The sequence below is a fragment of the Methanobacterium subterraneum genome (assembly GCF_002813695.1).
In the GTDB taxonomy this organism is placed as follows: domain Archaea; phylum Methanobacteriota; class Methanobacteria; order Methanobacteriales; family Methanobacteriaceae; genus Methanobacterium; species Methanobacterium subterraneum.
Genome location: NZ_CP017768.1, coordinates 1,253,046 through 1,270,954, shown reverse-complemented (window position 1 = coordinate 1,270,954; position 17,909 = coordinate 1,253,046). Strand labels below are relative to the sequence as shown.

General features: G+C 40.7%; 21 protein-coding genes. 12 read left to right on the top strand and 9 right to left on the bottom strand.

Translation table 11 applies throughout. The features are described 5' to 3' along the window. Nucleotides 1–5 precede the first annotated feature (5 nt). Together BK009_RS06115 and pdxT are read right to left on the bottom strand one after the other, a co-directional pair. Nucleotides 6–923 (bottom strand): class II glutamine amidotransferase domain-containing protein, encoded by a 918-nt coding sequence (locus tag BK009_RS06115; protein WP_100905825.1) that lies wholly within the window; start codon nt 921–923, stop codon nt 6–8. Continuing rightward, entirely contained in the window at nt 911–1,495 is a 585-nt protein-coding gene (pdxT, locus tag BK009_RS06110) for a pyridoxal 5'-phosphate synthase glutaminase subunit PdxT (protein WP_100909235.1), read from the bottom strand. The genes BK009_RS06115 and pdxT overlap by 13 nt, the downstream gene beginning before the upstream one ends. Nucleotides 1,496–2,015: 520 nt before the next feature. Here pdxT and BK009_RS06105 point away from each other — a divergent pair. The 4 genes from BK009_RS06105 to BK009_RS06090 all read left to right on the top strand — a co-directional run bounded on the left by BK009_RS06105 (nt 2,016) and on the right by BK009_RS06090 (nt 5,173). Continuing rightward, nucleotides 2,016–3,515 carry a DUF2193 domain-containing protein gene (locus BK009_RS06105; protein WP_100909234.1) on the top strand — a complete coding sequence of 500 codons (1,500 nt, stop codon included), beginning with the start codon at nt 2,016–2,018 and terminating at the stop codon, nt 3,513–3,515. Nucleotides 3,516–3,608: 93 nt separating this feature from the next. Then, nucleotides 3,609–3,833: a DUF2180 family protein gene (locus BK009_RS06100; RefSeq protein WP_100905828.1), complete on the top strand. Its 225-nt coding sequence runs from the start codon at nt 3,609–3,611 to the stop codon at nt 3,831–3,833. Nucleotides 3,834–3,838: 5 nt separating this feature from the next. Continuing rightward, a complete protein-coding gene (locus tag BK009_RS06095; protein WP_100905829.1) occupies nt 3,839–4,585 on the top strand; it encodes an MIP/aquaporin family protein in 747 nt (248 codons plus the stop codon). Nucleotides 4,586–4,888: 303 nt separating this feature from the next. Then, nucleotides 4,889–5,173 (top strand): hypothetical protein, encoded by a 285-nt coding sequence (locus BK009_RS06090; RefSeq protein WP_100905830.1) that lies wholly within the window; start codon nt 4,889–4,891, stop codon nt 5,171–5,173. Between the two features lie 143 nt (nt 5,174–5,316). Here the strand turns inward: BK009_RS06090 and BK009_RS06085 are convergent, their stop codons facing one another. Both BK009_RS06085 and BK009_RS06080 read right to left on the bottom strand, forming a co-directional pair. Beyond that, nucleotides 5,317–6,282 carry a malate dehydrogenase gene (locus BK009_RS06085; protein ID WP_100905831.1) on the bottom strand — a complete coding sequence of 322 codons (966 nt, stop codon included), beginning with the start codon at nt 6,280–6,282 and terminating at the stop codon, nt 5,317–5,319. An 85-nt stretch (nt 6,283–6,367) separates the two neighbouring features. Further along, nucleotides 6,368–6,925 carry a HEAT repeat domain-containing protein gene (locus tag BK009_RS06080; RefSeq protein WP_100905832.1) on the bottom strand — a complete coding sequence of 186 codons (558 nt, stop codon included), beginning with the start codon at nt 6,923–6,925 and terminating at the stop codon, nt 6,368–6,370. A gap of 353 nt (nt 6,926–7,278) precedes the next feature. On the opposite strand from BK009_RS06080, the gene BK009_RS06075 reads away from it, so the two are divergent. The 3 genes from BK009_RS06075 to BK009_RS06065 all read left to right on the top strand — a co-directional run bounded on the left by BK009_RS06075 (nt 7,279) and on the right by BK009_RS06065 (nt 10,093). Further along, nucleotides 7,279–8,292, top strand: coding sequence for an isocitrate/isopropylmalate dehydrogenase family protein (locus BK009_RS06075; RefSeq protein WP_100909233.1), 1,014 nt, complete (start codon nt 7,279–7,281; stop codon nt 8,290–8,292). Nucleotides 8,293–8,541: 249 nt separating this feature from the next. Further along, the gene (gene fbp, locus BK009_RS06070) at nt 8,542–9,648 is read left to right on the top strand and encodes a fructose-1,6-bisphosphate aldolase/phosphatase (protein ID WP_100905834.1); all 1,107 of its coding nucleotides are present in this window, start codon (nt 8,542–8,544) and stop codon (nt 9,646–9,648) included. Between the two features lie 73 nt (nt 9,649–9,721). Further along, on the top strand, nt 9,722–10,093 hold the full coding sequence (locus tag BK009_RS06065; protein ID WP_100909232.1) for a response regulator: 372 nt from the start codon (nt 9,722–9,724) through the stop codon (nt 10,091–10,093). Nucleotides 10,094–10,105: 12 nt separating this feature from the next. Here the strand turns inward: BK009_RS06065 and BK009_RS06060 are convergent, their stop codons facing one another. The 4 genes from BK009_RS06060 to pgsA all read right to left on the bottom strand — a co-directional run bounded on the left by BK009_RS06060 (nt 10,106) and on the right by pgsA (nt 12,492). Beyond that, a complete protein-coding gene (locus tag BK009_RS06060; protein ID WP_100905836.1) occupies nt 10,106–10,783 on the bottom strand; it encodes a DUF434 domain-containing protein in 678 nt (225 codons plus the stop codon). A gap of 70 nt (nt 10,784–10,853) precedes the next feature. Beyond that, the gene (locus tag BK009_RS06055) at nt 10,854–11,510 is read right to left on the bottom strand and encodes a TIGR00153 family protein (protein WP_100909231.1); all 657 of its coding nucleotides are present in this window, start codon (nt 11,508–11,510) and stop codon (nt 10,854–10,856) included. Nucleotides 11,511–11,568: 58 nt separating this feature from the next. Continuing rightward, on the bottom strand, nt 11,569–11,811 hold the full coding sequence (locus tag BK009_RS06050) for a DUF357 domain-containing protein (RefSeq protein WP_100905837.1): 243 nt from the start codon (nt 11,809–11,811) through the stop codon (nt 11,569–11,571). A gap of 105 nt (nt 11,812–11,916) precedes the next feature. After that, nucleotides 11,917–12,492: an archaetidylinositol phosphate synthase gene (pgsA, locus tag BK009_RS06045; protein ID WP_100905838.1), complete on the bottom strand. Its 576-nt coding sequence runs from the start codon at nt 12,490–12,492 to the stop codon at nt 11,917–11,919. 54 nt (nt 12,493–12,546) lie between these two features. Here pgsA and BK009_RS06040 point away from each other — a divergent pair, with 54 nt between their 5' ends. The 5 genes from BK009_RS06040 (at nt 12,547) to BK009_RS12645 (ending at nt 15,976) form a co-directional block, all read left to right on the top strand. Then, nucleotides 12,547–13,164, top strand: coding sequence for an L-threonylcarbamoyladenylate synthase (locus BK009_RS06040; protein WP_100905839.1), 618 nt, complete (start codon nt 12,547–12,549; stop codon nt 13,162–13,164). A 286-nt stretch (nt 13,165–13,450) separates the two neighbouring features. Next, complete coding sequence (gene radB / locus BK009_RS06035; RefSeq protein WP_100909230.1) at nt 13,451–14,149, top strand: DNA repair and recombination protein RadB; 699 nt, start codon at nt 13,451–13,453, stop codon at nt 14,147–14,149. Nucleotides 14,150–14,350: 201 nt separating this feature from the next. Then, a complete protein-coding gene (locus BK009_RS06030) occupies nt 14,351–15,511 on the top strand; it encodes a pyridoxal phosphate-dependent aminotransferase (RefSeq protein WP_100909229.1) in 1,161 nt (386 codons plus the stop codon). A gap of 87 nt (nt 15,512–15,598) precedes the next feature. Next, on the top strand, nt 15,599–15,760 hold the full coding sequence (locus tag BK009_RS12650) for a hypothetical protein (RefSeq protein ID WP_169032588.1): 162 nt from the start codon (nt 15,599–15,601) through the stop codon (nt 15,758–15,760). 3 nt (nt 15,761–15,763) lie between these two features. Continuing rightward, nucleotides 15,764–15,976 carry a hypothetical protein gene (locus BK009_RS12645; protein ID WP_236951045.1) on the top strand — a complete coding sequence of 71 codons (213 nt, stop codon included), beginning with the start codon at nt 15,764–15,766 and terminating at the stop codon, nt 15,974–15,976. A 137-nt stretch (nt 15,977–16,113) separates the two neighbouring features. Here BK009_RS12645 and BK009_RS06020 read toward each other — a convergent pair whose 3' ends face one another. Further along, nucleotides 16,114–17,889: a ribosome biogenesis/translation initiation ATPase RLI gene (locus BK009_RS06020; protein WP_100905840.1), complete on the bottom strand. Its 1,776-nt coding sequence runs from the start codon at nt 17,887–17,889 to the stop codon at nt 16,114–16,116. Between the last annotated feature and the right edge of the window lie 20 nt (nt 17,890–17,909).

Below are 17,909 nucleotides of genomic sequence, written 5' to 3'. Positions count from 1 at the left end.
CATCCTTAGATAGTGTAAGCACGGCTTTCTCCAGGGGATATCTGTTCAATATTAGAGGTGTCCATAACTTCCCTTAGGGCCACTTCTTCTGAGGCAACGGCAAATACTTCATCATTTTCAGCCATAACACCTGGTCTCAGTCCCAGCTGGTCTTTGGCAATTCCCACTCCGTTGGGTGTGCCTACAATATATGAGAAGGGACCATCCATGTCCTTCACAGACTGTTCCAAAGCTTCTTCTAAACTGTAATCCTGGGATAATTTGTCAGCTATGTAATGCACAATACATTCCGTGTCATTATTTGTTTCGAAGACGTGTCCTTTACGTTCTAAGGGGTCCCTTATTTTCCAGTAGTTGGTAATTTGTCCGTTGTGAACCACGGTGATGTCCGGTATGATGTAGCTCTGGAAGGGGTGGGCATGGTAGCGGTCCACTATACTTTCGGTGGAAAAACGGGTGTGACCAATGGCGTGGGTGCCCATCTTATCTTCGGTATTGTAACGGGCAGCGATATCCTTTACCAGCCCCACATCCTTGATCATCTCGAATGAATGGGCTCCGTTGAGGACAATCACATCATCAATTTTGTCCACATCCATGATCAATGGTTTAAGTTGTGAAAATGATTCTAGAACTACTTTACAACGGTATATGATGTAATTTTCAACTGAAGGGATTATTTCTTCACTTTCAATGGGGAAAGCGGTGTCAACCTTGGTTTTAACTTCATCTAAGAGTCCAGGTTTTTCTTTAACCTCGATGTTTAACAGATATTCATGTTCTCTCAGTCCAAGACCACCGTACAGGGCAAAACCTGCTGAATCTGGTCCTCGGTGCTGTAGAGCGTCAAGCATGCGGGTCATGAATCGTCCCACTGGGTGAAGATCTTTATCTTTAAATACCACTCCTGCTATTCCACACAATTTAAAACCTCCTTTAAGAAATATTCATGAATCCGAGTATCATTTGTGAGTTCTGGATGAAAAGCAGTGGCCATATGGTGTTCATACGTCACAGCAATGATTTTATCCTGAATTTGCCCCACTACAACTGCTTCATCTTCCACATCATAGGCATAGGGAGCTCTAATGAAAACACCAGGGTATGGGGTTTCCAGAGTATTCAAGTTTAAATCCGCCTCAAATGACAATTTTTGCCTTCCAAAACCGTTTCTTTTAACTTTCATAGGTATCAATCCCAGTAATGGTTGTTCAAAGTCCGTTTCTTGACCTAACAATACCATGCCTGCACAGGTGCCAAGTACGGGGATTTGGTTTTCTTTAATGGCAGTGTTGATACTGTTTTCTTTTATTAGTCTCCCAATTACAGTGCTTTCCCCTCCAGAGATGATAATCCCATTACATTCTGCTACCTCTGAAGCTGTTTTAACCTTTGAAACATCTGCTTTAAGACCAATTTTTTCAACAGCATTTTTTGCCATCATTTGGTGCTCGGAAACGTCTCCTTGCAAGTCTAAAATACCTATTTTTATCATGTTCATGCCTTTGTTTAGATTATTTTGTAGATAAGCGAGTTATATTTAATCAGCATAGAATATAAAGTTACCGGAAATAACGTTCCGATGGATTATAAATTTGAAATAAAATTTCGAATATCCCGGGGAATATGTACAATGTTTAAAAAATATTAATTAAATAGGTTATAATTGAACATTCATATAAATATTTCTACCGTGGAAAATGGGGTAGTAGAATTTAAAAACTTAAACTTCACCAGTAATGTATGAATATTATTTTCGTTACGCAATGATATCATGAAGAAAACGAAAAAATTATGAATTTCTGAATTCTGGCATTATTTGAGCTTTCAATCTGCCACAAACGTAAATTATTAAATAAATTATAAATTTTTAGGTCATTTGGCGGTTAATAACTATTATTTGGTTAAAATAATGATTTTTGTCCTTTTTAGCCCACTTATAATCCAATTATAAATACTTTAAAAAACAAAATTATTATGGAATAATGGGATTTCTTAAAAAAAGGGGTGATTTAATGGTTGAACTCTATGAAAAAATGGTTCAAGAAGCAATGATGGCTCAAAAAGCCGATGTAGAAACTATTAAAAATAAAAGGGGAACTCAGTTCCGCATCAAAGATACAAAAGCTTATCTTGATGTGGTAGAAAAAATGGAAGCAACAGCCGAGCAATCCGAATCAGTTATCAACCTTCATGTGGATTCAGTGAAGGCACATTACCACATACTGGACAGCTTAACTGACACCATAAGACCAGAAGATGATCCTTTCGTGGAACACTATCAAACACCAGTGATACTGGAAATACTTTGTGATGAAGACCCTGAATTTGAAAAAAGCCTTAATAAATTCATTGAAGCCATAGGAAAAGCAGAAGCTCTAATTGGTAAAGAAGTAGTACGCCGGTATGGTGGATTCTATGGACCTACCTGTGTGGTTGATTTTGCCCTGATGCCAGGTAGTACCAGCAACACCATAAACAGAATAGTTAAAACTACCGACATTCCTGAAAATCATAAACAAGCAATATTAGCTGCGAAATCGTGGGGAATGAATACTTCTTATGGTATTGGTGAAGTTTTTGCCAATGAAATTGAAGAAGGAACCACCGTGGCTCAGGCTGTGGAGAATGAAATAGCTGAGATTAAAAACATCTACCAGAACCCGGTGGAGGCTCAAGCTGAACTCATGGATGGTGCTGGTCACACCTCCTTCGATGTCCGAAAATACATGTCCCAGTACCGGGATAAAATGGAAAACACCATAAAAGCAGCCATGGATGATGATGTACACTATGGTAACATATTAACTGTCCCAGCATACTGTGTGGGTGACATATCCCACCACATTGCTCAATCAACCTTTAATATGTGTAAAGATGATGTCACCATGGCCATAATAGAAGCTACCACTGAAGTGATGGATTCAACCTTGAAAAAAGCTCTTCCAAATTTCAAAAATGAGCATGAGGTGCTAGCTCTGGCCACAGGATCATCAGCATGTGCAGTGGAGTACATACTGGAACTGGACGGATTCAACGCACCTACAGTGGTGGATCTCTTAACACAAAGATTCCACAATTACGTGCAACTATACCCCACCCGAGGAGCTGCTGCAGAACTGCACAACAGTGACTTCATGGACATGATCTACCGTGGATGGGGCCACATTGACCAGGCCCGTAAAGTCCTCAATGGTTCTTCAGGCGCACTTAAACCTAAAGTAGCTGGATTTGAAGTGGACTTAGAACCAATACATCAGAATGAGGTGATCATGAATCCACAGCGCTACACCTACCCTGCATGTGCCATCACAGTTCGTTTCTCATCTCTCATGAGACTGGCAGATTACCCATGTCTATTGACCAGTGAACCAGTAACCGCCACCTTGATGACCAACATCATAGCCCTGCACAAGGAAAGCCCAGCTTCCCCAGCTAGAACCTGCAAAAACTGTGCAGCAGCAACCCTGGTTGACTTCAGACACAACCACTGCCAGTGGAGAGAAGCAGTATAATCAATATAAAAAAAGCAATGTTGATTAAATAAAATGGTTAGTTACTAAAACTAACCATTCCCATTTATTTTAAACAGATTAAGGGGGAAAACTATGAAGTGTTATATATGTGCAGAAGAAGGTAAATCAACCGATGCAGTTGCCATATGCATTGTCTGTGGAATGGGATTGTGCATGGACCACGCCATTCGTCATGAAACCGAATTATGGACCGGGGGATATCCATTCCCTGCAGAAAAAATAGAGGAAACCATACCCAGAATCCTATGTAAATACTGTGCAATGGCCCTAAAAAAAGGAGCACCTAAAGGGGGATAAACAGAATGGTTTCTTTAATGAAAAGATCAGTAGCTGAACTTATTGGGACATTCATCCTTGTTTTCTTCGGTACTGGTGCTGCAATCATTACCCTAATGATAAGCAAAGGTCAAACACCCCCTAATTCCTTTAATATTGGAATTGGTATGCTTGGTGGTTTGGGAGATTGGTTAGCAATAGGTTTGGCTTTCGGATTTGCTATAGCCGCTTGTATCTACGGATTTGGGAAGATATCCGGTTGCCATATCAACCCTGCAGTGACCATAGCTCTGTGGTCAGTGAAAAAATTCCCATCACGGGATGTCGCACCCTACGTGATTGCTCAACTTATTGGAGCAGCCCTGGCCAGTTTCACCTTAGCCTACATAATTGGGATGGGAGCAGTAACCACTGGAGGCTTAGGTGCCACTGCACCATTTGAAGGTATAGGTTACTTCCAGGCCATTCTAGCGGAAACTATAGGGACATTCCTACTCATGCTGGCCATAATGGGGGTGGCTGTGGATAGGGAAGCTCCACCAGGATTCGCTGGTCTGATAATCGGGTTAACCGTTGCTGGTGCAATAACCACCCTGGGTAACATAACTGGAGCATCTTTAAACCCTGCCAGGACCTTTGGTCCCTACCTGGGAGACCTGGTCTTAGGAGGTACCAATTTCTGGGTATTTTTCCCCATCTATATTATAGGTCCTATTGTAGGAGCGGTTTTGGCGGCATTTGTGTACAACTATCTTTCAGAGGAGACAGTATAAATCCAATCTTCTCCTTTTTTTTATTTTTTAAAAATTAATTCATTCCATTGTCATTATTTTGATATCTGTAATAATAAGGCTATAATATAAGATATAATGGATAAACAGAGACATATAACCCTAAATTAAATTATTTACTTATTAAAAAATTATATTTTAATGATTTAAGGATAAGCTTATTATAAGGGCAATGAGATATATAATTCATCAATTGTCCTTTTAGGATCAAAAATTTAATAAGAAATATCCCAAATTTATAAAATATCTGAAATTTTATTATGTGGATTATGGAGTGAAAAATACATGAAAAAAGCACCTATCGCTATAGTGGCGGTAATAGTAGTATTTGCATTTATTGGGGGTTACTTCACTGGTATTATGAATTCTGCCGGGAATTTCACCCTCAACATAACTAACAAAAGTGATGATAATGGCAGTAATTATGATACTACACCCACAACTAACTACAAAACCAACACCATGAAAACTACGGTTAAAAACACAACGGACACCACAACTACTGATACACCTTCAACTGATCCAAAACCTAAACCTACACCGGGCCCTGTTGAAAACACTACTAAATAGTAAAAATTGGATTCTTAATTAAGAACTGGGTTTTAAATAAGATTGTTAATAGGGTTAAACTACCATCTTAGGGTTATTAAACCCTAAAACATTATTTTTTTTTAAAAAAATAGTTTTTTAATTTAAATTTTACAAAAAAAGATTTATTTTGAAAGGTTTATTTCTCCTTCCAGTGTGGCCATAATTTCATCTTTTGCTTTTTTAACAGTCTTGGCAGCTGTTATAAAATCTTCCAATTCCTTATCGTTCATTTTAACGCCAATAATTCGTTCAACACCATTAATGCCTAATTTGACCGGTACTCCCAGACACACATCTCCAACCCCATAGATTTCACCATCCAGATAAGTAGTGAGGGTTAATATTCTCTTTTCATCATTTATAATGGTTTTAACAGTGTTGGAGATAGCGAAGGCAGGTCCGTATTCAGTGGCGCCTTTCTTGTTAATAACATAGCTACCAGCGTTTTTTACCTTGTCCACAATTGTTTCCACATCAAAGGATTGGTACTGGGGGAAATCTTTAACCAGTATTCCACCAATGGAAGTGGAACTTAGAAGCAGAACCATATGATCGCCGTGCTCCCCTATGATCCTGGTATGTATCTCACTAACATGGATGTTGAAATGTTTGGCAATGAGGTTCTTCAACCGTAGGGAGTCCAAGTGGTTTCCCAAACCAATCACCCTACTACGGGGAAATCCAGAAGCTTTGTACGCAACGTAAGTCATAATGTCCACCGGATTAGTGATGACCAGAATTATTGATTCCGGGGCATGTTTGGCAACTAAGCGCGCATATTCGGCAACTATCTTGGCATTGGGAACAGCCACATCCATACGAGTCATTTCAGAAGTTCGTGGAACTCCTGAAGTTATTACTACAATTTTAGAATCAGATATATCCTCAAAATTGGAGGTGGGGGTTATGGAAACCCTAATATCTTTGGCAGCCATGGCATCATTCATATCCAGGGCTTCCCCCTGGACCTGGCTCAGACTTTTTTCACGGGATACCAGTACTACTTCACTAACCACACTTTCCTCTGCCAGACTAAAAGCCGCGGCTTTGCCCACTCTTCCTGTTGCACCTATCACACTAACCTTCATTTCACACCCGATCCCTTATAAATAAACTATTATTTAGGTTTACTGTCCCTGAAATTAATTTAAAAATGGAAATATATAAAAAAAATTAGTCTTTATTCAGAAAACCTTGAGCAACTCGGCGCACATATCCGCTTTTATCTTCAAGTGCTTCCTGCAGTGCTTTTTCAGCTTTCTCCCCACCAATGTTTCCGAGTGCCATTACCGCACCAGCCCTTACAAATCCACTATCGTCATCCATTGCTTTGATCAATGGATCTAATGCTTCAGGGGATTTTATGCTGCTCAAAGCCCATGCAGCTCCTCCTCTGACTCTCCAATCATCATCCTCTAAAGTTTTGATCAGTGGTTCCACAGCAGATTCGCCCAGGTTACTCAGGGAACCGGAAGCAGCCCTACGCACCCATTTATTATCATCCTTCATGGTTTCAATGAGGGGATCAATAGCTCTCCCATCACCAATCAAGCCCAGTACCTTAGCTGCCCCCATACGGACATTTTTATCCTCATTATCCAGGGCATCAATAAGCTGGTCTACTGCGGGTTCCCCAATTTCTTCCAGCATTTCCATAGTTTGGACTTGCACAAGTTCATCATCATCTTTTAAAGTTTCAATCAGCCTTTTGATGTTTTTTTCAACTTCCATAACTAATATCTCCCCTTGAAAATTAATTTAATATAGTTTTTATGGGACATGTCCATGAATGATACCTTTAGAAAAATATAATATGTATCTAATAGGCCATATATTTTATGCAAATAACACACTATTTAATAATGATTATCATCGTGGAATAAAAGTTTTAAAATGCATATTATGGTAACAGTCCTATTCACCAAGTAATTAGAAGTTTAGAACTGGATGGGCTAGGCAACACGTTCATCATTAAGTTCCAGGAAAATATTAACCAAAGACTGTCTCTATTGAAAATTATTCCAAAACACAGATTTAAAATATACGCTGAGTATACCAAATTTCACAAGGGCATAGGAGATAAAATGTACACAATAACCGTAATTCCAGGGGATGGCATAGGTCCAGAAGTAATGGGAGCAGCCATGTATGTTCTGGAGGCACTTAACATTGAATTCAAGTTTCAAGAAGCCCGAGCAGGAAATGATTGTTACCATGAAACAGGGACCACCATACCTGATGAAACTATTGAAATGGCTAAAAACAGTGACGCAACATTATTCGGGGCGGTTACAACAGTTCCGGGGCAGAAAAGTGCAATAATAACCCTTAGGAAAGCAATGGGTCTTTACGCCAATTTAAGGCCGGTGAAATCATATCCTGGTGTTAATTCAATTTACAGTGATCTGGATTTTTTAATAGTTCGTGAAAATAGTGAAGGATTGTACTCTGGAGTTGAACAGGAAACTGAGGAGGGAGCCACCGCTTTAAGGGTCATCACCCGGAAAGCATCAGAGAGAATATCAGAAATTGCATTCAAGCAGGCACTTAAACTTGGTAAGACCCGGGTTACTGCAGTTCACAAGGCCAATGTCCTTAAAAAGACCGATGGTGTTTTTCGCCAGGCATTCTGGGAAATTGCCCGGAAATACACTGAAATGGATGAATACTCCCATATGGAGGTAGATGAACTATACGTGGATGCTGCGGCCATGTTCATGGTGCAAGATCCCCACCGCTTCCAGGTACTGGTCACCACCAACCTCTTTGGAGATATATTATCTGATGAGGGTGCCGGGCTTGTTGGAGGTCTTGGAATGGTACCATCATCCAATATAGGGGACAATAATGGATTATTTGAACCCGTTCATGGGTCGGCGCCGGATATAGCTGGTTCAGGTGCGGCAAACCCTGCAGCAATGATACTATCTACCAGTCTCATGCTCCAGTTTTTGGAAGAACATCAAGAAGCTTTTAAACTGGAACAAGCCTTGTTAAAGGTTCTAAAACAGAGAAAATATCTCACAGTCGACTTGGGCGGTACATCCACCACCATGGAAATGGCCCATGCAGTTCGTGAAATTTTGGAAGAATGTTAAATAATATTAAATCCCCTCCAGAAAATATTTAAGTCCATGGAGGGCAGCGAAAAGGGAGCATAGTAACTTTTATATGTCTCTCTCATCATAATTTGTCAATAAGAAAGGGTTGATAAGAACAGGCATAAGACTGTTTTTGCACTAGTTTTTGTAAAGAAAACTGGTTTATAACCATTGATTCGAACTGCCCTTTTTCAGCATTTAAATGCTGTTTTAAACGTTCATGACTTTTTTAGAGGTGTAAAGAATATGAAAACCACCATTAGTGTGATAAAAGCAGATGTTGGAAGTATAGCAGGTCACGGATTAACTCACCCCGCACTACTTTCCAAGTGTGAAGAAATTTTAGGAAAAGCTAAGGAAGAATCCCTCTTAGAAGACTTTTATGTCACCAACTGTGGTGACGACACTGAGCTCATTATGACTCACCGTCATGGTGAAGAAAACGAAGAGATCCATGAACTGGCATTTACTGCATTTACTGAAGCAACTGCAGTTGCCAAAGAACTGAAACTTTATGGTGCCGGCCAGGACTTACTGGTGGACACTTTCTCTGGAAACATTAAAGGAATGGGTCCAGGATGCGCCGAAATGGAATTCAAAGAAAGACCCAGTGACCCGGTGGTTGTCTTTTGTATGGACAAAACCGAACCAGGTGCCTTTAACCTGCCTATCTTTAGAATGTTCGCAGACCCATTCAACACTGCAGGATTAGTAATTGACCCATCATTACACAATGGATTTGAATTTGAAGTATTTGATGTAATGGAACACAAAAAAGTAACCCTTAAATGTCCTGCTGAAATGTACGACTTATTAGCCCTCATTGGTACCATTAGCCGTTATGTAATAAAAAGAGTCAGAAGAATAGACGACAATGAAATCGCTGCTTCTATCAGTACCGAAAGACTAAACTTAATGGCCGGTGCATACGTGGGTAAAGACGACCCAGTGGCTATTGTAAGATCTCAATCTGGATTCCCAGCAGCAGGAGAAGTTGTTGAACCATTTGCATTCCCACACTTAGTAGGTGGATGGATGAGAGGTTCCCACAACGGACCATTAATGCCTGTTGCACAGAAAAACGCTTACCCTGTACGATTTGACGGACCACCACGTGTAATGGCTCTCGGATTCCAGATCGCTGACTGTAAACTGGTGGGTCCTGCTGACATGTTCGATGACCCAGCATATGATCCTGCCCGAAAACAAGCAGCTGAAATCGCTGATTACATGAGAAGACACGGTCCTTTTGAACCACACAGATTACCAGCTGATGAAATGGAATACACTTCATTACCGGGTGTAATGGAAAAATTAAAAGGTAGATTAGAGGATATGGACGAATTACTCTAATCATATCTTTCTTTTTTATTTTAATTATTACTTACGTCGAATTTTTCAAAAATACTATATTCTGCTGAGTTTTATGAATATTCTCCTGGTTGAAAATGATATAAACACGCTTAGGAATTTAAATACTATTTTAGAAAATCTGGATCATCACGTGGTAGGCACTGTTTCCAGTGGTGTTGATGCAATCTCTAAAGCTCGTAACTTAAAAGTAGACCTTATTTTAATCAGTTTAGAGTTAAAAGGTGAATTAAGTGGAGTAGAAACCGCCAAACAAATACTTTCATCTTTTAATATTCCAGTTATATTTTTAACAGTTTTTATCAAAAACTGTTTAAGTAAATCATTACAGTTACCGGATGATGCTATTGTAGTAAGCAAACCCATAAAACGTGACCATTTAGAATATGCTATTGTTAGGGCTCTTAAAATGAGAATAAATCTTTAATATCTTAATCTTTTAACTATTTTTTTTGTTGGCTCTTGAAATGTAACCAGGTATATCCAGGACGCTATTTACTTTATCAATTATTATACCATCACTGGTGGCCACCACAGCCTCTAGTTCTTGAGATAAATCTATCAGAGTTTTATCCACATTTTCTGAAGTTTCAGCATCCCCCACTACTTGATGTGAATTTAAAATTTCACGGGTGGTTCTGGCCAGATCCCCACTCTTACTCACCGGACTATCATAGAAAAAAAGCACACTTTTAGGATTGAAAAGTTTCAGTAAGGAAATAATCGAATTAAGGGCTTCTTTGGTGCTTTCGTTTTCTTTATATTTGCCAAAGACAGCCTTAATATCCCGGGTAACACCATCATCACAGTTTACAATTAAATCATCGGCACCCTCGCATATGGTTTCAGTGGTGATGAGAACATTGTATCCGTCCATGAGAACATCCCTACCATCAATATCCGAAAGAAGAATTAATTTACCTTTTCGTCTTTCAATTTGTTGGTGGGAAAAAACAGTGCGGTTTAAATAATTCCGCTCTAACTGGTTCAGAAGATAATGGTTCCCTACAAACTCCAGAGAACCCGTTCGGGGAAAACCACGGTCTAAAAGGTATTGGAAATCTTTCCCTGCTTCCAGAATGTTTTCATCGTCTTTTAAAATAGTATTATGATTCATTTAGATTCTTCCAGTATTAATATCCCTTTTACATCAATAATATAAAATATAAAATAAAAATAAACTGATTTCAACCCCTTCTCTTAGCAGCGATGATGGGAACCCGGTCCGAGGCATCCTCCGCCCGGTCCACAATATTCCCTAAACGGGTGACCATGGTTTTGAGTTCTAATAATCTTAAAATTCCAAATTCATCATCACGATAGGATTGATAGAGTTTTTTAATTATACGTCTTTCGATCATATCCACATTAATTTCCCTTTCCTCAACTTCGTGGGCTTTCTTGAGGGCTCTTTCCAGATCCACATCCAATAGTTCAATACATTCCTTTAAAACAGCAATTGAATCAATAACTTCATCCACTAGTTCATCAAAATCATCCTTATAATCTGGGGGGAAGGTGATCTTACTGAGACTAATTCCATAGGCAGCTTCTTGGGTCATGTCTGCCACATTATCCACCAGTTCTGCCAGGATAATCCGGTCTTCCCTATCAAAGGGAAGGAAAGCTCCCTTAAAAAATTCAATCTCCATAATCCGGCGAACTTCATCGGCCTTGGTTTCCAGGATTGACATTTCAATTACTTTAGCATCCAGAATATCGAACTCTCCCCGATAAAAGGGGGGCATGATTTCTCTAAGTTTCTGGACGCACTGGTAAACCAGTTCCACATGATGGCGGGAGTGCCCCTCCACCATGGACTCTCGACCAAAGAACTTCCTCATTTTAATACCTTCATCCTATTGATGAAATCTTTATCCTTTAATCTTTATCCTCTAAAATCTATTCATCCTTTATGAGGTGGTGTGAGAGACGTACTGCATCTAAAAGTCCGTGGGCATAGGTTATGCAGCCAAAAGAGGTGAGATAATCCTCATGTTCCAGGTAATAGGTGGTGTCATCCCGATAGTTCCGGGCCATTTCCACAATTTTACCCTCTTCACCATGGAGTTTTATAGATTCTATTTCTTTTATATTTTTTGCAAAAAGCTCCAAATCCTTTTTAATTCTCCCTATTGCATCCATAGTATCACAGATGTGCTTAATTAAAGTAATATATTTTTCTTAATCCGTTTAATAAAAATTAAACTCATGTTGAACCCGTTTGTAATAATTGTACTTTAATCATGGTTAAATATCTTTAAGTTCCTTCCAGGAGTGATAAACACGTTGCAAGACCGTTACATATCCCAGTATAACTACCAGGAGAATGGCCAGTGACATGACCAGTTGGGGGTTGGTGAAGTATCCAATCAATGCTCCCCCCAGTATTATGAACAGTCGTTCTGCCCTCTCTGCAATCCCCACATCACATCTAATTCCCTCCACCTCTGCCCGGGCCCGAACATAACTCACACTCAAAGAGGCGAGTAATGCAAGAATGCCCCAGAACCAGTTCACGTATCCACCATAAATGATTCCGATGATTATGAATGCATCTGCGAAGCGGTCACATGTGGAATCCAGGAAACCACCGAATTTACTCTTGGTGTTATTATTCCGGGCTACCGCACCGTCAATCACATCGAAAAAACCGCTTAAAAGGATCAGAAGCCCCCCTAACAGGAGACTTTTCTGGGAAAATGCATAGGCAGCACAAAGACTAACCAGTAATCCAATGATGGTGAGAATATTGGGGTGTAAACCGATTTTATTGGCTATGGGATTGATGAATCTTTGAATGTGAGGCCGAACTTTATTAAGCATAATTCGATTATGGGTTTTATAAGAATATATACTTTGGAGTTAAAGGTATGAAAGATGAAAGTCATTGAAGTTGATCCAGACAATCCAGAAAAAAATAAAATGGCCATGATCCGGGAAGTACTAAGTGCAGGGGGGACTGTGGTTTACCCTACTGATACCGTATATGGATTAGGGGCCAACATATTCCATGAAAAGGCTGTTTTAAATGTTTACCACATGAAGGTGAGGCCTTTAGATAAGCCAATTTCTGTCTGTGTCTCTAAAATAGAAGATATTAACCAAGTAGCTCATATGAATCTGCAAGCAGAAAAAATAATTCAGAAAATCCTCCCTGGACCTTACACGCTTATTTTGAATAAGAAAGAAACAGTACCTTCACAGATAACTGGGGGAATGGATAAAATAGGGGTAAGAATCCCGGATAATGCTATCTGCAAGGATATTTCCCGGGAATTCCCCATAACCACCACCAGTGCCAACCTCTCTGGCCACCCTTCTCCCAAATCAGCCCAGGAAGCACAACGGGAATTGGATGATAATCCAGATATCCTCATTGATTCTGGACCCTGCCCAGGTGGGATCTCCTCCACAGTGGTAGATTTAACAGTAAACCCACCCCGGATAGTAAGGGAAGGTGCAGGAATGGTGAAACTACGCCAATTTCTGGGATAAACACAGGGGTTTGATTTTTTCCCGTGAAATCTATCCTTAATGAGTTAAATAAATGCAAGATAAATTACTATTAATATATTTAATTTTAAAATTTACTTCAATATATTAAAATTGTAAAGACTTGTAACTCGATTAAATATCTTCAAAAGGTGAAACTATAAATAAATATTAATAATTATTAATTAAATAATAATTACTTATAATTATATGGATTAAATCCAAGTAATAGGTAATGGAAATATTCTTAATGTATTAATTCAATTTAAATAAATTAACAGGCGTCTAGATGTCAGAAATTTTATCTAATATACAAGAAAAGGGCAAGATACCCACATCATCCCCTATTGATTCTCTAATTGGTGGGGGTATTGAAAAAGGAGTTATAACACAGTTCTACGGCCCCCCAGGGTCTGGTAAAACAAACATCGCCCTTAACATCCTGGTCCAAAACGCCAAAACCGGTAAAAACGGGATATTCGTGGACACTGAGGGTGGATTATCCATAGAAAGAGTTAAACAGATATCAGGAACCGAATTCAATGAGCTGGCTTCTAACATTATAGTATTCGAACCATCAACCTTCACGGAACAGGATTCAACCCTTCGCAGGATTGAAAAGATGGTAGAATCTGGTGAAAAGGTGGAACTGGTTATCCTGGACTCTGCAGTAGCCCTTTACCGGGTTCGGGATGGTGACTCATCCCAGATCAACCTGGAACTAGGGAGGCAAATGGGATTACTCACAAGGTTGGCCCGTAAACACGACATTGCAGTGGTGATCACCAACCAGGTCTACGCCAGTTTTGAAGGTGAGGGAATGGTGGAACCAGTGGGGGGCACTATTTTAAAATACCGAAGCAAGATCATGGTTGAACTGGAGCGGGGAGATGTTAGTGGGGAAAGATATGCCATCTTGAAAAGGCATCGCAGCCGAGCGGAAGGACTGCGCACCCGGTTCCGCATCGTGGATAATGGTCTAATATAGATGATAGATAGTTTTAAATTAAGTGATGATAAATGATGATATAATGCATCCTATGATCATGGTGCAAGTTTACATTCACCCATGGAATTTAGAATATTGCCTTAGGGAAGGTATCAATATGGAAGTTTCCCTGGTCTAAAAGGACTAATTCTAAATCTCTAATTTTAATCTAAAAATAAGATGGATTGTGTTGTGAGAGATATGATTTCACCCAAAAAGTACGCTAAAGCCACAAAAGTACTGCCAAAAGGCTTTAAATCAGCTAACGAATTTTTCAACTATGTTTACAGTGATCCTGACATGATCTGGATGGGTCAAAACACCAATCACCTTCATGACAAGGACGGGATCATGGAAGCCATGATTGCCAGTATACAGGAGAATGATTACTGCAAGTACCCCCCACCAGAAGGTTTTCCACGTCTCAAGGAACTGGTAATGGATGACATGGGGCTGGGTAGTGAATATGATATTCTGATCACTGCCGGGGCAACAGAATCCCTCTATCTCTGTGCTAATGACATCCTGGAGCCAGAAAACAATACCATCACCTGTGACCCCGGATACCTGATCATTGATAACTTCGCCAGCCGTTTCGGGGACCATGTTAAATCAGTACCCATCTACAATGAGACATGTGGTTACAAGCTCACTCCGGAACTGGTTAGTGAGAATTTGGATAAGAATACGAAGTTGGTATCCCTAGTTGATCCACTCAACCCCTTGGGATCATCCTACACTAGGCAGGAGCGAAAGGAGTTCAAGGATATTGCTGAGGATCATGACATCTACCTCTTACATGATATCACCTATCGAGATTTCGCCCATGATCATCAACTCATGGCAGAGGTTTGTCCGGAGCACACTGTGACTGTGTACAGTTTTTCCAAGATCTACGGAATGGCCGGTATGCGGATTGGAGCCATAATCGGAGTACCAGAAATCATCAACTCCATACGCTCCATAGTTATCAACGACTTGGGAACCAACGTGGTAGCTCAGAACGGGGCCATGGCCGCCATAGAATCCAAACCACAATGGATTGACCGGGTGAAAGGAACCACCCGCCAGAACCAGGACATAATCAAACAGGCCGTGGACCAGGTAGACGGGGCCCACATAGCAGTATACCCCTCCGATGGGAACATGATGGCCATCGACATGATCGACACTGGAGTCACCCCCCGAGAAATGGCAGACTACCTCATTGAACGGAAAATATTTGCCAGGGAAGGGTCCTACACCAGTAAACACTTCGGGCACCGCTACTTAAGGGTGAGCTTCTCCATACCCCCCACCCAGGTGGAGTTTTTTGCGGAGTGCTTCCTGGAAGGGATGGAAGCATTGAAGGTTTCTAAATAATTTTATTTATCTTTTCTTCTTTATTTTAGACATATTCATTCAATTTGAACTAGTTTTTATTTAAATGGGGTGTGGGAGGTGATTAGGTTGAAAAGAACTATCCTTGCTCTTGTTATGATTATTTTTATCAGTGTTATTGCAGCTTCATGGCTTATGCAACCTTCACCTACTAATAAAACCAGCCTCACCAATACAGGCAATTCCAATGCCACTGATGCTCTGTTAACAATACCTCAGTCCCAAAAGTAGATAATGATAGATAAAAATCCACCACCTCTAGGGATATCATCTGAAGAGGCTAAGGAATTGGCAATGAAATATGTGGGGTCTGGTGTTATCCTGGGAAAACCAGTTTTAACCACTTATAAAAGGATTAGGGCTTGGCAAGTGCCGGTTTACACCCGGGACCATAAATTCCTGAACAACATCTACATTGATAATAAAACAGGTAGAAAAGTGGATTAAATGTAATAAATGGGGCATGAAATAGTAGAAAAGGACCATAATTGCTTTTGTTTTAATGAATTTGTATTAAATAATATTAATGGTTCCTATAATCAAAATAAGAGAAAAATAGGAAATTGGGGGAATCATTTTACTTATTAACTTTTCAGATAATAATATTCCCCTTTTTCCTTCTGTTCCCGGTCCAGGTAACTATCTAGCTTGTTAACCCGTGGTCTTCTGGTTTCTTTATCCCGGCGGAAGGTGATTCCCACCTCCGAGAGAAACTTGTTCATAGCTGAACGCAAGTCCATGGGACTGGTGGCATGCCCTTCCACTCCAGGTTCACCGGTGAAGACCATGGCCCGACTGGAAATGTAATCAATGAACACTATATCGTGATCCACAATTATGGCTGCAGCGTTACGACTTTCGGTAACTCGGCGAATGGCCTTGGCAGCCCTAAGACGCTGTTCAACATCCATGTAAGCGGTGGGTTCGTCGAAAAGGTAAATATCCGCTTCCTGTGACAGTGAAATGGCCACTGATAATCTCTGAAGTTCACCACCACTCAACTCATCCATCTTCTTCTCCAATAATTCTTCCAGGAGGAAGGGCCTCATGATCTCGGTTTTGAAGAGGTTGGTACCATAGTGGGGGGCAGTGGTGTACAGGAACTCCTGAACAGTTCCACTATACTCTGATACCAGATATTGGGGTTTATAACTGATTTTAACCTTTTTCTTAATCTTCCCTTCATCTGGTTTCTCCACTCCAGCCAGCATCTTGGCAAAGGTGGTTTTACCAATACCATTGGGTCCGAAGGCAGTAAGGATTTCATCATGCTGCACCAGACCTTCATCCACATTCAGGTAGAATCCATCGTAGGACTTCTCCAGGCTGCTGTACTCACATAAGGCCTCTGCCTCCACTTCTGTGGCGGGTGGTCGTACATGGAATTCAATGGGCTGTTTCCGGAAGCGTACATTCTCTTCCCGGAGAAAACCATTGATATAGGCATTTATCCCCACACGAACCCCGCGCATGTGCGAAACAACACCGTAACCCCCGGGCTGACCATAGAGGATGTGGATATAGTCGGAGATGGCATCCAGGGCTGCCAGATCGTGTTCTATTACCAGGACGGATTTTCCCTCTTCAGCCAGTTCCCGGATAACGTTAATGGCATAAAGACGCTGCCGGACATCCAACCAGCTGGTGGGTTCGTCGAAGTAATAGAAATCAGCATCACGAAGAACTGCAGCGGCGATGGCCACCCTTTGAAGTTCACCACCACTCAAGTTGGCTATTTCCCTTTCCATTATGGTTTCCAGTTGCAGGGAGCTGGTGACAAAGTCCAGACGATTCCTCTGGTCCACGCTGTTAAGGAGATCATCCACCTTGCCCTTCACCACTTTAGGGAGTAAATCCACCATCTGGGGCTTGTGCACTACCTTCAAGTCACCCTCGGAGAGTTTTTGGAAATAATTCTGGAGCTGATTACCCTTAAAGAAGTTGGTTATATCATCCCAACTTGTTTCTTCTTCAAAGTTTCCAAGGTTGGGTTTTAGTTCTCCGGAAAGGATGCGTATGATGGTTGATTTACCGATACCATTGGGTCCCAAAAGTCCTACCACTGAACCATCCTTTATAGTGGGTAAGCCGAATAACTCGAACTGATTTTGCCCGTAACGGTGAATAGGATCTTCCAGGGCTTCTGGTAGGTTTATGATGCTAATTGCATTGAATGGACAGCGATTGGTGCATATTCCACAACCAGAACACAGTTCCTCGGACATTATTGGTTTTTTGGTCTTAGGGTCGATTGTGATGGTGTCTTCTTCCATGCGCACGCCGGGACAGTACTCAATACACATGTAGTTGCATTTTTTGGGCTGGCAGCGGTCATGGTCTAATATGGATATTCTAGTCAAAATTATCAAAACCTTAAATA